Annotated in this window: 15 protein-coding genes, 1 pseudogene and 1 riboswitch; of the genes and pseudogenes, 7 read left to right on the top strand and 9 right to left on the bottom strand. The window is 42.2% G+C overall.

Annotation, left to right across the window (positions count from 1 at the left end):
* Positions 1–29 precede the first annotated feature (29 nt).
* From EWV68_RS19785 to EWV68_RS19770, 4 genes are all read left to right on the top strand, one after another.
* A complete protein-coding gene (locus EWV68_RS19785) occupies positions 30–386 on the top strand; it encodes a globin family protein (RefSeq protein WP_061432607.1) in 357 nt (118 codons plus the stop codon).
* A 348-nt stretch (positions 387–734) separates the two neighbouring features.
* Positions 735–1,325 (top strand): PAP/fibrillin family protein, encoded by a 591-nt coding sequence (locus EWV68_RS19780; RefSeq protein ID WP_061432608.1) that lies wholly within the window; start codon positions 735–737, stop codon positions 1,323–1,325.
* Positions 1,326–1,555: 230 nt separating this feature from the next.
* Positions 1,556–2,212 (top strand): sigma-70 family RNA polymerase sigma factor, encoded by a 657-nt coding sequence (locus EWV68_RS19775; protein WP_002802236.1) that lies wholly within the window; start codon positions 1,556–1,558, stop codon positions 2,210–2,212.
* A 113-nt stretch (positions 2,213–2,325) separates the two neighbouring features.
* On the top strand, positions 2,326–2,877 hold the full coding sequence (locus tag EWV68_RS19770) for an anti-sigma factor family protein (RefSeq protein ID WP_287170792.1): 552 nt from the start codon (positions 2,326–2,328) through the stop codon (positions 2,875–2,877).
* A gap of 3 nt (positions 2,878–2,880) precedes the next feature.
* Here the strand turns inward: EWV68_RS19770 and EWV68_RS19765 are convergent, their stop codons facing one another.
* Complete coding sequence (locus EWV68_RS19765) at positions 2,881–4,086, bottom strand: acetate kinase (RefSeq protein WP_287170790.1); 1,206 nt, start codon at positions 4,084–4,086, stop codon at positions 2,881–2,883.
* A 377-nt stretch (positions 4,087–4,463) separates the two neighbouring features.
* On the opposite strand from EWV68_RS19765, the gene trxA reads away from it, so the two are divergent.
* Complete coding sequence (gene trxA / locus EWV68_RS19760) at positions 4,464–4,820, top strand: thioredoxin (RefSeq protein ID WP_061432611.1); 357 nt, start codon at positions 4,464–4,466, stop codon at positions 4,818–4,820.
* A 66-nt stretch (positions 4,821–4,886) separates the two neighbouring features.
* Here trxA and dprA read toward each other — a convergent pair whose 3' ends face one another.
* Entirely contained in the window at positions 4,887–6,035 is a 1,149-nt protein-coding gene (gene dprA / locus EWV68_RS19750; RefSeq protein WP_287170789.1) for a DNA-processing protein DprA, read from the bottom strand.
* 435 nt (positions 6,036–6,470) lie between these two features.
* Between dprA and EWV68_RS19745 the strand changes: the two genes are divergently transcribed.
* Together EWV68_RS19745 and EWV68_RS19740 are read left to right on the top strand one after the other, a co-directional pair.
* A complete protein-coding gene (locus EWV68_RS19745; RefSeq protein ID WP_002750425.1) occupies positions 6,471–6,788 on the top strand; it encodes a DUF433 domain-containing protein in 318 nt (105 codons plus the stop codon).
* Positions 6,778–7,110: a DUF5615 family PIN-like protein gene (locus EWV68_RS19740; protein WP_002736383.1), complete on the top strand. Its 333-nt coding sequence runs from the start codon at positions 6,778–6,780 to the stop codon at positions 7,108–7,110. The genes EWV68_RS19745 and EWV68_RS19740 overlap by 11 nt, the downstream gene beginning before the upstream one ends.
* A gap of 337 nt (positions 7,111–7,447) precedes the next feature.
* On the opposite strand, the pseudogene EWV68_RS19735 reads toward EWV68_RS19740, so the two are convergent.
* From EWV68_RS19735 to EWV68_RS19705, 7 genes and pseudogenes are all read right to left on the bottom strand, one after another.
* Positions 7,448–7,723 (bottom strand): annotated as a pseudogene (locus EWV68_RS19735) (type II toxin-antitoxin system PemK/MazF family toxin); the annotation flags it as partial.
* Positions 7,724–7,775: 52 nt separating this feature from the next.
* Positions 7,776–8,015: a hypothetical protein gene (locus tag EWV68_RS19730; protein ID WP_002797650.1), complete on the bottom strand. Its 240-nt coding sequence runs from the start codon at positions 8,013–8,015 to the stop codon at positions 7,776–7,778.
* A gap of 178 nt (positions 8,016–8,193) precedes the next feature.
* Entirely contained in the window at positions 8,194–10,836 is a 2,643-nt protein-coding gene (locus EWV68_RS19725) for an SUMF1/EgtB/PvdO family nonheme iron enzyme (protein ID WP_287170788.1), read from the bottom strand.
* 337 nt (positions 10,837–11,173) lie between these two features.
* The gene (gene cobI / locus EWV68_RS19720; RefSeq protein WP_287170787.1) at positions 11,174–11,878 is read right to left on the bottom strand and encodes a precorrin-2 C(20)-methyltransferase; all 705 of its coding nucleotides are present in this window, start codon (positions 11,876–11,878) and stop codon (positions 11,174–11,176) included.
* Positions 11,875–12,501, bottom strand: a complete 627-nt coding sequence (locus EWV68_RS19715; protein ID WP_061432614.1) for a precorrin-8X methylmutase — start codon at positions 12,499–12,501, stop codon at positions 11,875–11,877. The genes cobI and EWV68_RS19715 overlap by 4 nt, the downstream gene beginning before the upstream one ends.
* Position 12,502: 1 nt before the next feature.
* Positions 12,503–13,927 carry a precorrin-3B synthase gene (gene cobG, locus EWV68_RS19710; RefSeq protein ID WP_287170786.1) on the bottom strand — a complete coding sequence of 475 codons (1,425 nt, stop codon included), beginning with the start codon at positions 13,925–13,927 and terminating at the stop codon, positions 12,503–12,505.
* 56 nt (positions 13,928–13,983) lie between these two features.
* Positions 13,984–14,142: riboswitch (cobalamin riboswitch) on the bottom strand.
* Positions 14,113–14,535 (bottom strand): NERD domain-containing protein (locus tag EWV68_RS19705; RefSeq protein ID WP_287170784.1); only part of this gene is annotated, 423 nt, incomplete at its 5' end. Its footprint overlaps the riboswitch before it by 30 nt.

Below are 14,535 nucleotides of genomic sequence, written 5' to 3'. Positions count from 1 at the left end.
GCCTAATCTGACCTAACGGAGAGCGATCGATGCCTTTGAGTGAGCGCGCCCAGCAATTAATCCCAAAAGCGAGAATCATCAGTTTCGCTAATTGGCCCTATCAGCAATCAGCGATCGCTATTTGGCAACAAGCGGATGATCAAACTTGCTATCTCAGCGATAGCGATTTAGATACTATCGTCAATTTAGAGCCTGATTTACTTGTTTATAGTCAACAAGCTCGAAAACTGCGGGATAATGCTACTTTTATCGTCGATAACGCTCGGGCGATGATTTCGGCCTTAGAAGCCTTAAAACAATACAGCTTAGAGTATTTTAGCGACTCAGAGAAAAACGCAATTACTACCTATTTCGATCACTTAATTACGGTTATGAAAAAGTTTTAAAACTGCGGCATTTAATCTGTGTTAAAATAATCAAGTCAACAGTTGAAAATGCCGCTCACCGAGGTTAAAACCCCGTTGAAACTCTCAAATCATCGGCGCAGGTGAGCCTCTGAGGGCCAGCCAAAACCTTGAGTGATCGCCCAGCGGGTTGAGGTAGTTGATAAAATAAGGGAGATCAAACCTCTTGCATAATTAATTTTTGAGGGTTCAAAAACGGCACAAATAAGGATTAAATTGCCTAAAATCTATAAATAGACCATTTAATTGATTATTATTCATTCGTAATTCTCCTGGCTACTGACTCCTAACCCTAACAACAATTTTTGATTTTTACAAGAGGTCTATTCTATGGATGCCAAAGCGAAATTATTAGAATTGATCGCTGGTAGAAATCGTGGACTCCTGGCCACGGAAAGCGACCGCGTGCGGATTTTAGCGGCGATCGAACAATTGGAGGATCACAATCCCCATCCCCATCCCCTCGAAGTTAAACAACTATTAGGGGGCAATTGGCGTTTGCTATTCACCAGCAGCCGCAACATTCTGGGAATAGATCGCCTACCTTTTTTTCAATTAGGGCAAATTTATCAATATCTCGACCTGAACAAGGCCAAACTCTACAATATCGCCGAAATTATCGGCGTACCTTGGCTAGAAGGGGCAGTAATCGTCTCCGCTACCTTTGAACCCACATCCGAGCGTCGGGTAATGGTCAAATTTGAGCGCTCGATCCTCGGTCTGCAACGTCTTCTCAATTATCATTCTCCCCAAGAATTTATCGATGCGATCGAGAGTGGCAAAAAATTTCCTCCCCTCGATTTTTCTTTCAATAATCGCCAACAAACAGGTTGGCTCGACATCACCTATCTCGATGAAGATCTCCGCATCGGCCGCGGCAGCGAGGGCAGCGTCTTTATTCTCGCTAAGGAAAAAACCTAACTTACAGAGCTATTCAGGAGACTCCGAGACTCCGAGACAGCTTTTATGTATTCTCCCCACTACCCCACCTCCCCACTTGCTGCTCCCTTGCTCCCTTGCTCCCCCAGATGAATGCCCCGATCGGTTAGAATCAAAATATGGGAAAAAAATTATTTATTTTCGGGAACCTTTACTGAATTATCCCGTCCTCAAGCTCTGAGTGAGGAGTTTATATCCTTAGAGGAAATCCCATGAGTCAATCGATTCCAGCATCTTGGTCACTTGAGGCCAAAAAGTCTCAAAACCCCGTGTCCCCTGACAAACTCTCCAACTACGATCTAATTGCACGCTGTCAGGAAGGGTGCCAGCCCGATCGAGCAGCTTTTGCGGAACTGCTGCGGCGCTATCAAGCTCATATTGATAAATTACTCTATCATTTGGCTCCCGATTGGCAAGATCGCGCTGATTTGGCTCAAGAGGTCTGGATTCGCGTCTATCGCAATATTAACCGTCTCCATGAACCCCTCAAGTTCCGCGGTTGGTTAAGTCGCATTGCCACTAATCTTTTTTACGACGAATTGCGGAAACGCAAGCGGGTTAATCACCCCATTTCCCTCGATGCTCCCCGGCGCGTGGAAGATGGCGAAATCGATTGGGATATCGAGTCCGATTACCCCAGTCCCGATGAACATCTCACCACCCACGAATTCTACGATCAATTACAGGCGGCGATCGCTGATTTACCAGAAGCTTTTCGGACAACTATTATTCTGCGAGAAATTGAAGGCATGGCCTACGAAGAAATTGCCGAGATCACGGGAGTTTCTTTAGGAACTGTTAAATCTCGCATTGCTCGCGCTCGCGCTAAATTACAATCTGTTTTACAGCCCTATTTTACAGAAGGCTAAAGAATATTGTGGTGATTCGGCACTAACGGCCGAAGTGAGGAGTCGTTAAAGTTAACTAGCTCCGTGCTGGTGAAAAGTGATTGTATACCGATCGCTTCTGGTCGAGGTCAACCATGAATAATTATCAACCCGAAGACGTTCAATGGATCAAGTCTTTGTTACGTCACGATGACAGCGATTGCAACTCCGCAACCGAGGATATTTTATTCTTAGAAGAGGATAACGAAGAAGCTCATCGTTTCGATTTAATTAGCGCCTATATTGATAACGAAGTAACGGTAGAGGAACGGAAGCTAGTTCAGCATTGGTTAGACCATGATGCTGCCGCTAAAAAACTCTATCAGCAGCTCTTGGGATTACAAACTAATTTAAAGCAAATTCCCGTACCAGTTACTATGGCCAGCGACCGATTGGCAGAACAGGTGTTCAGAAAAGTCGATGGTCAGCGTCGTCGGCAATATTATGTTTATGGTGGCGCAATTTTCACCGCTATGGCGATCGCTGTTGGCTCCTACTTCGTCTCGGTACGCAATGATCCCCTCTCCCAAATGGCGAGCAGTCCGAGCAGTATTAGCCAAGAGGGAGACCATTTGATGATTGCTCTTAACCATCCGATTATGGAGATTCCCGCAACGGAACAGCCAAAAGAGAATGGCCAAAGGTAAGGTCTATTGAGATAAATGCCAGCATTCTCGTGCGATCGCCCAATCTTCCGCCGTAGCAATTACCATCACTCGCACTTTAGATGTCTCGCTGGCGATATCCTCATCCCGGGGACGAGCGGCATTTTTAGCTAAATCTAACTCTAAACCGAAAAAAGACCAGCCTTGACTGGCTTTTTCCCGTACTAAAGCTGAATTTTCGCCGATTCCTGCCGTAAATACCAACACATCCAACCCCTCTAGAGAAGCGATCATCGATCCGATTAAACCTTTCAGACGATGAATATACATCTCAAATGCTAATTTTGCCCTCTGGTTGCCTTCGGCCATCGCCGTGGTAATTGCCCGCATATCCCCAGAAATACCAGAAATTCCCTTTAAACCGGATTCTTTATTGAGTAAACTATTTAAACTATCGGGATTATATTGATATTCTCGCTCTAGATAAATCAGAATCCCTGGATCGATCGAACCGCTGCGGGTTCCCATCATCAATCCCTCTAGGGGAGTAAATCCCATAGTAGTATCGATACTTTTACCCCCCTTGACTGCCGATAGGGAAGCACCATTGCCCAGATGACAGATCACCATTTTCAACGATTCTAGGGGTTTTCCCAACAATTCGGCGGCCCGTTGCGAGCAGTACTGATGACTGGTGCCATGGAAACCATAGCGACGGATTCCCAGTTCACTCCATTGGTAGGGAATGGGATAAAGAGAAGACTCAGGAGGGATAGAACGATGAAAAGCGGTGTCAAACACTGCTACTTGAGGAACATCGCCCAAAACTTGCTCGATTGCCTCAATTCCTTCTAAATGAGCGGGATTATGGCTAGGAGCCAGGGGAATCAGCTTTTTAATCGTTTCTTTGACCTGGGGAGTGATCATGGTAGCCTGGGAATATTCCGTGCCACCATGGACAACTCGATGACCGACTATACTAATGTCGGCGAGGTTGGCTACTACCTTAGTTTCGCCAGTGACTAAGGTATCTAACATCCGAGCAATTCCTGCCGGACGATCCTGACTAGAAAGATTAATTTCCTGTTTAATTCCCTGAGCTTTTACCGTTAAAACCGCGTAATCAGGGTTAACCGTCCAATCGATCCCCGCTTGCCAAATTGGTTGCGGAGGATGGCCAGGGAGAAACTCTAAATCGTACAAACAACTTTTTTGACTGCTCGATCCCGCATTTAAGACCAGAATTTTCATAAAAAAGCTCAATTAGGAGGTGGCTTGTGCTGATCATAATCAAACTCAGGTTAAGCCTAGATAAAATCGCTGACTTTTCGGGTTTTTCTTCCAGAAAATTTGATCTGGCTGCCATCACCCATCCTTGACTCGGGCAATATTACAAAACTTTATCAAAAAAAAGTCAAAATAGAGCCTCTAGGGTTATAAAATAGAAGAATACCCCTTGTGAAATTAATCCAAGAAGCTACCTCTGATGCAAGTTAAGGCCTCTACAGTGGATTTAGAGCTAGTTCTCGTCCTTTTCACCAGTGGAATGTCCACATCGCACCACGAATCTCTAGAATGGAATTTTTGCGTATTCTAGATAACCGTGATTACTAGAGGATTTCTTAAGTATGTCAGAGGTTCCTGCCGTTACAGATGCCACCTTTAAAGAAGTAGTTTTAGATAGTGCCGACCCTGTCCTAGTGGATTTCTGGGCTCCTTGGTGCGGCCCCTGTCGAATGGTGGCTCCCGTTGTCGAAGAAATTGCCGAAATGTTCATAGGGAAAGTCAAGGTGGTGAAACTCAACACCGACGAAAACCCCATTATCGCTAGTCAGTATGGGATTCGCAGTATTCCTACTCTGATGATCTTCAAAGAAGGTCAAAAAGTTGATATGGTGGTCGGGGCTGTACCGAAAACCACTTTAGCTACCACCCTAAATAAACTCCTGAAACCTAATGATCCTCAAAAGGGGTCAGAAAGTTGATCTAGTGGTCGGGGCTGTACCGAAAAACACTTTAGCTAATACCCTAAATAAGCATTTGGGGGTTGACTAGGTTTTCTGGTAACGCATACCGGGTAACTGAGTCACTAAACCCATTAATTCTAATTCCAATAAGATCCCCGCCACTTCTGAGGTGGGGATTTGCATTTTTTGAACAATAATGTCAAACAACAGGGCATCTCTGTCAAATAACTGATACACTTGTGCTAGTCTAGGTTCTAGATTGACTGGAGGAGCAGCATTAACGACCGGGGATGTCTCTAGAGGGAGTGAAGGGGAGAGATTAACCGGTGCAGATTGGTTCGTGGTGGGAATTGCCCCCAACATTTCTAATAATTTCTCCTCAGAAACGATAATTTCTGCCCCCTGATGAATCAGTTGTAAACAACCCCTAGCAGCAGCAATATCGGGAGAATTGGGTAAAGCATAGATATCGCCGCCAAATTCGTTAGCATAACTGGCCGTGATCAGGGAGCCTGACCTTTCGGGGGCCTCGATAACAATCGTCGCGCGACTTAAACCGGCGATAATGCGATTACGACTGGGAAAATGGGCTTTATTCGGCTGAGTTGCGGCAGGATGTTCACTAATGACTAAACCCTGCTTTTGGATGTCCGTGTGTAGCTGCCGATGACGACTAGGATAAACCACATCGACCCCCGTTCCCAAGACGGCAATCGTCCTTCCCCCCGCTTTTAAACAGCTTTGGTGCGCCTCGCCATCAATTCCTTCGGCCATACCAGAAACAATAGTAAATCCCTGTTGGGCCAAAAGGGTACTTAAGCGCCGCGCCCAGCGCCGGCCGTGATCCGTGGGGTTACGAGTACCCACAATGGCGACGGTGGGGATATTTCCCTGATTTTCCTCTAAATTGACCTTTCCTTGATAGTAAAGTAAGGGGGGAGGACTGGGAATTTCCCAGAGAAAGCGGGGATATTCTGGGTCGCTAGGAGTCCAAAAAAGGGGGTTTTTCTGGATATGTTCGGCGAAAAGAGCTTCTGGGTCAATTTGCGATCGCCCTTCCCGTACCGCTACCATTAACTTTTTGCCAAATCCCGCCCCTTCTGCGATCGCAGAATCGGAGGCATTCCAGGCCACAGCGACACTGCCAAAATGCTGATAGAGTCGCTTCAGGGAAATTGGCCCAACTCCAGCAATACTTGACCATGCTAACCAATAAACGCGATCGTCTGTCAATTTGAAAAGCTCCTCAGACCAGGTAATATTTTCAGTCAGTTTTAACCGACTGCGGCCAGATGACCTTAATTTATTTTAATGTTGCCGGAATACTTTCCATTAGTTGTTGAGGTATTGTTGAGCCTCGTTAATGTCTTTCACTTTTTTAAAATGTGAATCAGTTGTTCTTGATCTTCTGGGGGAAGTTGTTCAGTTGCTTCTAGTATTTCTGCAAAAGTGGCTTGAGTCATGGTTTTAGTTGGTTATAGTGGTCTTTGGAGCCAATTGTAGCAGTAACGGTAGAATATGTTAGCATAGCGTAACGGATAATAATATGAAAATGTCTAAAATGTTTCACATTAAAAGGCACGTTAGGTAACGTATCCTAAAAGATCGGTGGTTGCGTTTTTTCAAGAAAAATGCTAGGATATCTAGAAGTAGAGTAAATGAGTTATTATGTCATCTTTAGTGCTTAAACAGCATATTGAAGTAACACCCGGTGTTTGTGGCGGTAAACCTCGTATTGCTGGACATCGTATTAAGGTACAAGACATTGTTATTTGGCATGAAAGAATGGCGATGTGTCCTGATGAAATTGTTTATAATTATCCAACGATTACTTTAGCTGATGTTTATGCAGCTTTAGCTTATTACCATGATCATCGAGAAGAAATTCGCCAAGATATTGAATCCAGCGAAAATTTTGCTAAACAGTTACAAGGGGATAAACCTTCATTGGTCGAAAAACTTTTAAAGGGAAATAATGGCCAATAAGCTTAAGTTTCACCTAGATGAAAGCGTCTCTAATGCGATCGCTAAAGGTTTAAGAATGCGAGGGATTGATGTTACAACTTCTCCAGAAAAAGGACTGATGGGGTCTTCCGATGAGGAACAATTAGCTTATGCTTTATCGCAAGGCCGAGTCATTTTTACTTTTGATGATGATTTTCTGGTTTTGTCTTCAATGGGATTAGAGCATTGGGGGATTATTTATTCACATCAACGTCAATCTATTGGCAAAATTATTAGTGATTTAGTTTTAATTTGGGAATGTTTAGAGCCTGATTATATGTATAAAAATGTTGAGTTTTTATAAAAATCATAATTCATAGAAAAAAGGTACGTTGGGTAACGCAATTTACAAGATTGAATCTTTACACTGTGATTATATTCATTACAATCCTGTGCGGCATGGGTTATGTTTAAAACCGTAGTATTGGCCTTTTCCTAGTGTTTATCGTTTCATTGATTGAGGGCTTTATCCGACCGATTGGGGAGTGACGGAAATACCCATTATTCCTGATAATATGGCCGATGAGTAACCGTAGAATGGGTTAGCATAGCGTAACTATAAAGCGGATAAATTTATCGTAATTTAAAGCCAAAAACTGCGTTAAATAATGCCCCCGAAGAAATCAGTGATCGTATTTTTTTTAAGAACGTAGAATATCGGACAAAATATCTACAATTAAGGGTTGGGTTTTTAATGATAATGAGCCTAGTTCACGCTGAATCAGTGAAGAGCGAAGTGTTACTAAATGATCAAGTCTGATGGCTGACGATTGGCGAAGACCACTGATCATAAAATCTGGATTTTCTGGTCTCAGAATAATATCTGTATGAAGGGGATTTTCTGGAATACGACTGGTAATTAGGGCAAAAATAATGTGTTGATAGCCTCCAATTTGATTGGTTAGGCAATAAGCAGGACGAACCTTACTGGAAGATAAATCGTCGAAGGGAAATTAAATTAATACAATTTTACCCTTCATTAGTTACAGGTTGTCCATCGTTAAGGGTATAAATATCTTCTTCGGTATCTTGCAGAAAAGCAAAGCTAGGGTTATGGGAAACGGCATCTAGCCAGTTTTTTTCGTTCAGTTCATCCTCCGACATCAAAAGAATGACGCGCACAAACCGATCTTTTTCTTGGGGAATAGGATGATCAAGTTGAATTTGCCCTTGGGTATTGAGGATACCAGTGGTTTCAATCGCACGCATAGCAAAACCTAAAAGAAGTGATTCGATTCTAACATTAAAGTAACCATAAAAAGCGGTGATGGCTAACTACAGCGATCTCCATTCTCAGGCTCGCCCTATTAGACTTCATCTTTTTATTGGTTATTGGTGCGCTTCCATATAGGCTCGGAGCAACTCATTGATCTGTGACTGATAACTGTTAACTGTTAACTGATTGGGGGAGATCGCACACAACACGAAACCCGAAGTCGCTGCGCAGGTAAGCGTCGGGGCTGTAACGATCCGCGGAACGGCAAAGCCCGGGATAGGAGTTAAAATCACCGCCACGTATTATCATTAATGACTTATTATTTATATTGCTATCTAGCCAGGCAATGCTGCCGTTTTTCTTGATATTTTCTGGTTTATTAACATAACTTTTATGATATTTATCCGCACACCATTCCCAAACATTGCCGTGCATATCATAAATTCCCCAAAGATTAGGTCGCTTTTGCCCAGCAGGATGAGTTACATTATCTGAATTATCAATAAACCAGGCATAATCTCCTAGTTGACTTTCATCATCGCCAAAACTAAATCGGGTTTCTGTGCCAGCGCGACAGGCATATTCCCATTCTGCTTCTGTAGGCAAACGGTAGTTTTTTCCGGTTAACTTGCTCAGTTGTTTACAAAAGACTTCAGCATCATCCTTACTAACAGATTTTACTGGGTTCTGGGGATTTCGTGAAAAACTTGAACTAGCTTTTTCCATCACCGCTTGATACTGTGCTTGGGTGACGGGATATTTGCCTATCTGAAATGCTGGCACAATTACTTCATGTATCGGTTTTTCATCTTCATACTCATTAGAACCCATGTTAAATTTACCGGCGGGTATATCCACCATTTCTAAGTGAAAGTCTGGAGGCAATGAGGTAATATTTTGGCTAATTTTTATATTTTGACTAATTTGTTTTCGTTTTTGTTTTCGTTGAATAGGCTCATTAGCTGACCGAATTACCCTAGGTGATACTTGTAATAATTTATCAACATTTACCTCTGCCAAGCTAAATTTAGAGTTAGCTGCCAATTTGTCATGACCGTAAGCCATTAAAGCTTTTAGCTTAGTATAACTACCCCAATAGCGAAGCGACTCGTCATATTCTTTGGTTTCTTCTTCATTTGATTGCATCGACTCTCGCAGTGCAAATTCTTCTAGTTTTGCTAAAATTTTCTTATCATTTTCCAAATCTGACAATAACAATGGCCATTTTAAACTAATGGCAGTAAATTTACCTAACTGTTCAAAAGTTAGAGAAGGAACTAACAAATTATCATTCTCATCTCGCTCCTCAAAAAATAAACCAGTTTCATTAGCGATATAAACCTTGAGACGAAAGACATTGATAAAGTGTTTAATCCGTCGCGGATTGTAATCCAATGCAGGAGCCACCATCATAATGACATTCCGCACTGTTTGGGAATCTCTATTATCAGATTTGTTGACTTGAATCGCTTCTAATCGCTTAATTACAGCTGCTTGTGCTTTCTGTTTTTCGGTTTGTTCGGATTCTATCGAAGGATTATCTAGAGACAAGTTTTTTAAATCACTTGTCTGATTACTTGTTGCGGAAGTGAGATGCTTTTGCGAATTATTTCTCTGGGGTAAAGCTAACTTAAACTTACCCCAGAATGACTGAAAAAATGTAAAACGAGGTTTAGCTGGCTGTAAATTGGGAGGAGTTGAAGTAGCAAGCTGAATCAAAAAACGCTCAAAATCTGACCGGGATGGTTGGGGAACTAAAAAGGGAAGCTGGACAAACTTTTCAATAAAGGTATAACCATAAGCTAACCCTTTATTAGCACTACGTCTCGCTAAAATATCAGGATCAATTTCTGTGGTTTCCGACGGTAAATACTTGAGAATGTTTTCGTATTTTACCGCTAAACTAGCGGCTACTTTTTCTCTGTCCATTCCTAAAATAAACACCACTGAAGGATCATCAGCAATCATCAAATTAATCGCTTGCATCAAGTCCGCTGATTTTGGATGTTCACAACGATCTAAATCGTCAATAAATACATATACCCGATCATTGCCAACATAGGCATCGACAATTTTAGCAAAATCTTCATGAAATTCTTCTACAAATGCCGATTGTTTTTTATAATCTGGGGCTTCTATGTATTTAATTAGGTTGTTTTTGGGGTTTTGGAGTAACCTTTGAAAATTTCTCAATAAACTCTTAATACCAGCGAAAATACCTGCTCCTGATAAGGTGACACCGACCGCAGTAAATAATAATTTAAAAACTGAATTAATTTTGCTCCAAAAAACATCTTGAGAGGTTGTTGCTCTGATTAATTCGTTAATTCCTTCAACTCCATAAATGATTAAAATAAAAGGAATGGCAATTGATGCACAAATCACAAAAATTATTAATGGGAAAGCTTTAATTAATTCAAATAAGCCTTTTTCTAAGTTAAAACGCAATAATTGTAATTTAAAGTATCCTAGGATAATTCGAGGCAAATCTCGCCAATTTTTGGGCGTAGAAATCTGCTTAATAAAAGACAGCGCAAAAGCTGCCCATACCGACTCCGCCTTATCGTGTCGCCAAGCATTAAACCAAACCGTCCGACCTCCCTTTTTTCGTAAATATTCCTCCAACATTTTCATAAAAGAAGACTTGCCACTACCCCACTCTCCCTCAACCGATAAAGTTAGGGGTGGTTGTGTCTGCTGATGCAACAAAAATTCAGCGATCGCTATTACATAAGGCTCAAATCCGAGGGCATCATTATTAGTAGCTTGATCGCTGACGCTAGTATTGCGGATAGATTCAGGATAATCGGACATGGTAGTTATTTTTAGGTGACAGAGAATGGAGAAGAAAATAGATTACCTTAAGTAGCTGGTTATAATTAAATTAAAAATAGATTTTAGGTTCGATCCCCCCTGCCCCCCTTGATAAGGGGGGTGCCGATAGGCGGGGGGATCCCCCCTTAATCCCCCCTTGATAAGGGGGGCATCTGATAATTTTTAACGCCTACCTACTTATCAATCCGAGAAACGCTGTATATAACCCCCTATGCAACAAAAAAAGCAACGAAGAAAAGACATTTTCATAATATCATCTAAACCCTATAGGTTCTGTCAGGTAGGGGATAGAGAATTTAACTTAGTGTCTATAGAGTTATTGCGGTTTAGTTTTACTAGGAATCAGAATTAATGACCAGTAAGTAGCAGCCTCTGGATCGACTTCTGTAATCGGAATAATTTGCTGATTGGGTAAGGTTGCTCGTTCGATGTAGAGGGCGCGTTCTAATAATCCTAATTCATCGAGAATATTGCGAACTTTAGCGAAATGTCTGCCTAATTTAATAATCGCCGCTGCATCGATAAAGGCTAGGCGATCACGCAATATTTCCGCCTCTAAAGTAGCGGGCATAATACTAAATACGTCATTTCGATAAGTAATAGGTACACCCAGCATTGCTGCACTTGCCATCACTGAAGAAATACCCGGCACGACTTCAATTGAAAAGCGATCACACAAGCGATTAAAAATATACATAAACGTGCCATACAACATCGGATCGCCCACACATAGCACCGCCACATCTAGACCTAATTTTAACTGTTCGGCGATATTTTCGGCGGCAATATCATAATGAGGTTGAGAACTGCGCTCGACACTAAAAGGTAAAGGCATGGGAATTTCTATCTGCTCGGGACGGATAAAATCCGACACAATTGCCCGTGCCAAAACTTTGCCACTTTCTAAGGTAGGATAAGCAATTACCGGAACAGTTGTGAGAATTCGGTGTGCTTTGAGCGTCAACAATTCGGGATCGCCGGGCCCGATTCCTAATCCATAAAGTTTGCCTAATTTATTCATAATTCGTTCTCTTTTGCTAAAGCATTGACTGCTGCTGCTGCGATTGCGCTGCCTCCCCTACGTCCGTGCAGGGTAATAAATGGCACGCCACGACTATTAGTTGCTAATTCTAATTTCGACTCTGCCGCTCCCACAAATCCCACGGGAAAGCCTAAAATCAAAGCCGGTTTATCTACATTTTGATCGAGCAATTCTAGCAGACGAAAAAGTGCGGTTGGTGCATTACCAATGGCCACCACTGCTCCAGCTAAATGAGGTCGCCAAAGTTCTAAAGCGGCCGCGGAGCGAGTATTATTAATTTGCCGTGCTAACTCGGTCACTTCTGGATGATTGAGGGTACAAATAATCGGATTATTTTTAGGTAAACGGGCTTTGGTAATGCCATTAGCGACCATTTGAGAATCACAGAGAATTGCTGCACCCCCAGCGAGGGCATTTCGTCCGATTTTAACTGCGTCCGGTGATGCTTCTAAATCTTTTGTTATGTCTGTCATCCCACAGGAATGAATTAGACGAACCGCCACAGGAGCTAAATCATCGGGGAGATTTTCCCAGTTAGTTTCAGCCCGAATAATAGCAAAAGATTTGCGGTAAATTTCCTCACCATTCTTAATGTATTCCATTCTATTTATCTAAAATTTTCGAGTTTTGGGAGCTTAAAATTTGGGCTATGAGGGGGGGAATCTTGGCAAATTCTCCCTCAAATATGGGTGTTTCTAAGAACTTTTGACTATCACCCACATAGACTTGATAAGCTTCTAGTATTTGGCCATTTTGCTCGATGGTAGTTCCTAAAAGGGTAATTTCGGCTGGACCCGGTTGAGCGCAGGATTTAGCACAACCCGTCAAATGAATATTAACAGGAGAATTGCAGGTTAAGCGTTCTTTCAAATAATCTGCCAAGAGAGAAGCATGAATTTGAGTTGCAGTGGCCGCCGCCGCACAGCCCGGTTTACCGCTACAGGCAACTATCCCCGCATCCCATCCAAGAGAAGCGGATAATCCTAAGAATGCCAGTTTTGGCAACAATTCTGACACTTTTTCATCGGGAATATCGGGTAATATAACAGTCTGCCAAGGGGTTAATCGTAACTGACCACTGCCAAAAGTTTCTGATAGTGCCGCTAATCCCCATAGTTGATTAGCCGTCAATTGTCCTAATCTTAATGATAGACCAATATAAGATAATCCAGGTTGCTTTTGAGGATGAATTCCCAGATGAAAATAGGGTTGAGTAGAATGGGCAGCCTGCTGGTATTCTTGCCGGTGTATTATGCCGGTAGAAGTCCGATGTAATTGGTAGTTAACTTGTTCGAGATATTTTGTCAATCCCCAATCTTTGAGTAGGTGTTTCATCCGAGGTTTTTTACCCTTGATATTGGGGGTTTGTTGAACATAATCGACATAAACCTTTACTAGAGCTTTCACCACAGCTAAACAGTTTTCTGGCTCAATTAATAAGTCCGTGTCATAGAATTGTTTATCTCCTCCGAGGGCTAATCGAAAGCAAACAAGAGAAGTTAAATTTGTCGGATTATTGACGGTAATTGCCGATAGCTGAATCTCGTTATAGCGGTGTTGCCAGGCCATAGTTGAACCAGTGCCAATTCCCACTGCACCACCACCATCGATCCCGATACTAAATTTAGGACTTAGTTGGGCAATTGATGGATAATTTTGGATAAAATTATCTAATTCTTGGACTAATGGACGAGTATCGATCGATTCTTGACAGTCAATTCCAGCCGTGGGACTGGACATGATGTTACGCAGATGATCGATACTGGGATTATGGGAAGCTAACCCTAATTTTTGCAGGGTTTGAAATTCTTCTAAACTGGGGGATTTTTGCAGTCCGCGAATTTGCAGATTTGCCCGATTGGTAACTTGTATTGTCGTCTGCCATTGTTCGAGCCAAGTGGCGATCGCTTTTCCCTGTGGAGAATTGAGCCATCCACCGGGGGTGCGGAGACGAATTAAAAACCCATCCTGGGCAGCAGTTCCATAAAATAAACCTGGACAAGCATTTGCTTCAACTAACCAATTCACCGTTGTTTGTTCTCCATGCGACGCAGAGAAGTAGTTAGAAAATTATTTGTCTATCTACCGATTAAAAACTTGTAATTGGCATTCTGACTCGCAAGGAAAAAGGGAAGATGTACTCTTTTTACTTTTTACTTGATTACAGCTGCGGCACAGTACCAGAATTGCACTGGACTTTCCCAAAGACAAGCTTAAGTATTATACCACGTTTTCGGTTGAAACTCAGTATCGTTAAGAATCGCTACGTTTTCACCCCCCCTTTGTGCCAAGACAAATAAACCTTGACGATAGGCATATTTATCCGCTCCTTCTTCGATTTCAATGCCTGCTACTGCCCCATATAATTGTTTGTGGTTATATTCGGGAAAAAATTGTCTACTAAATTCTGTTAGATTCTTGATTAATTCTTTGACATCATCTACACTTAAACTACTTTTGACTTCCACTACTAGCACATGATTTTCATTAGTTACTAACACATCAATTTCTAAGGTTTTACCGTCGAGACGTTTTCTGACTCTTTGACTAACTTGATGTACGGGAATCTGACGATTTAAAAATAAAGTCTCACAAGCTGGGGCTACCATATTTTCGACAAAACGTCCCCATTTACC

The sequence above is a fragment of the Microcystis sp. M_QC_C_20170808_M9Col genome, assembly GCF_007095495.1.
GTDB lineage: Bacteria > Cyanobacteriota > Cyanobacteriia > Cyanobacteriales > Microcystaceae > Microcystis > Microcystis aeruginosa.
Note: the sequence above shows the minus strand (reverse complement) of the source record. Positions and strands in the feature narration are given on the sequence as shown.

Coding starts and splice junctions, on each gene's coding strand:
- EWV68_RS19785 (WP_061432607.1), top strand. CDS start 30: ATGCCTTTGAGTGAGCGCGCCCAGCAATTAATCCCAAAAGCGAGAATC.
- EWV68_RS19780 (WP_061432608.1), top strand. CDS start 735: ATGGATGCCAAAGCGAAATTATTAGAATTGATCGCTGGTAGAAATCGT.
- EWV68_RS19775 (WP_002802236.1), top strand. CDS start 1,556: ATGAGTCAATCGATTCCAGCATCTTGGTCACTTGAGGCCAAAAAGTCT.
- EWV68_RS19770 (WP_287170792.1), top strand. CDS start 2,326: ATGAATAATTATCAACCCGAAGACGTTCAATGGATCAAGTCTTTGTTA.
- EWV68_RS19765 (WP_287170790.1), bottom strand. CDS start 4,086: ATGAAAATTCTGGTCTTAAATGCGGGATCGAGCAGTCAAAAAAGTTGT.
- trxA (WP_061432611.1), top strand. CDS start 4,464: ATGTCAGAGGTTCCTGCCGTTACAGATGCCACCTTTAAAGAAGTAGTT.
- EWV68_RS19745 (WP_002750425.1), top strand. CDS start 6,471: ATGTCATCTTTAGTGCTTAAACAGCATATTGAAGTAACACCCGGTGTT.
- EWV68_RS19740 (WP_002736383.1), top strand. CDS start 6,778: ATGGCCAATAAGCTTAAGTTTCACCTAGATGAAAGCGTCTCTAATGCG.
- EWV68_RS19730 (WP_002797650.1), bottom strand. CDS start 8,015: ATGCGTGCGATTGAAACCACTGGTATCCTCAATACCCAAGGGCAAATT.
- EWV68_RS19725 (WP_287170788.1), bottom strand. CDS start 10,836: ATGTCCGATTATCCTGAATCTATCCGCAATACTAGCGTCAGCGATCAA.
- cobI (WP_287170787.1), bottom strand. CDS start 11,878: ATGAATAAATTAGGCAAACTTTATGGATTAGGAATCGGGCCCGGCGAT.
- EWV68_RS19715 (WP_061432614.1), bottom strand. CDS start 12,501: ATGGAATACATTAAGAATGGTGAGGAAATTTACCGCAAATCTTTTGCT.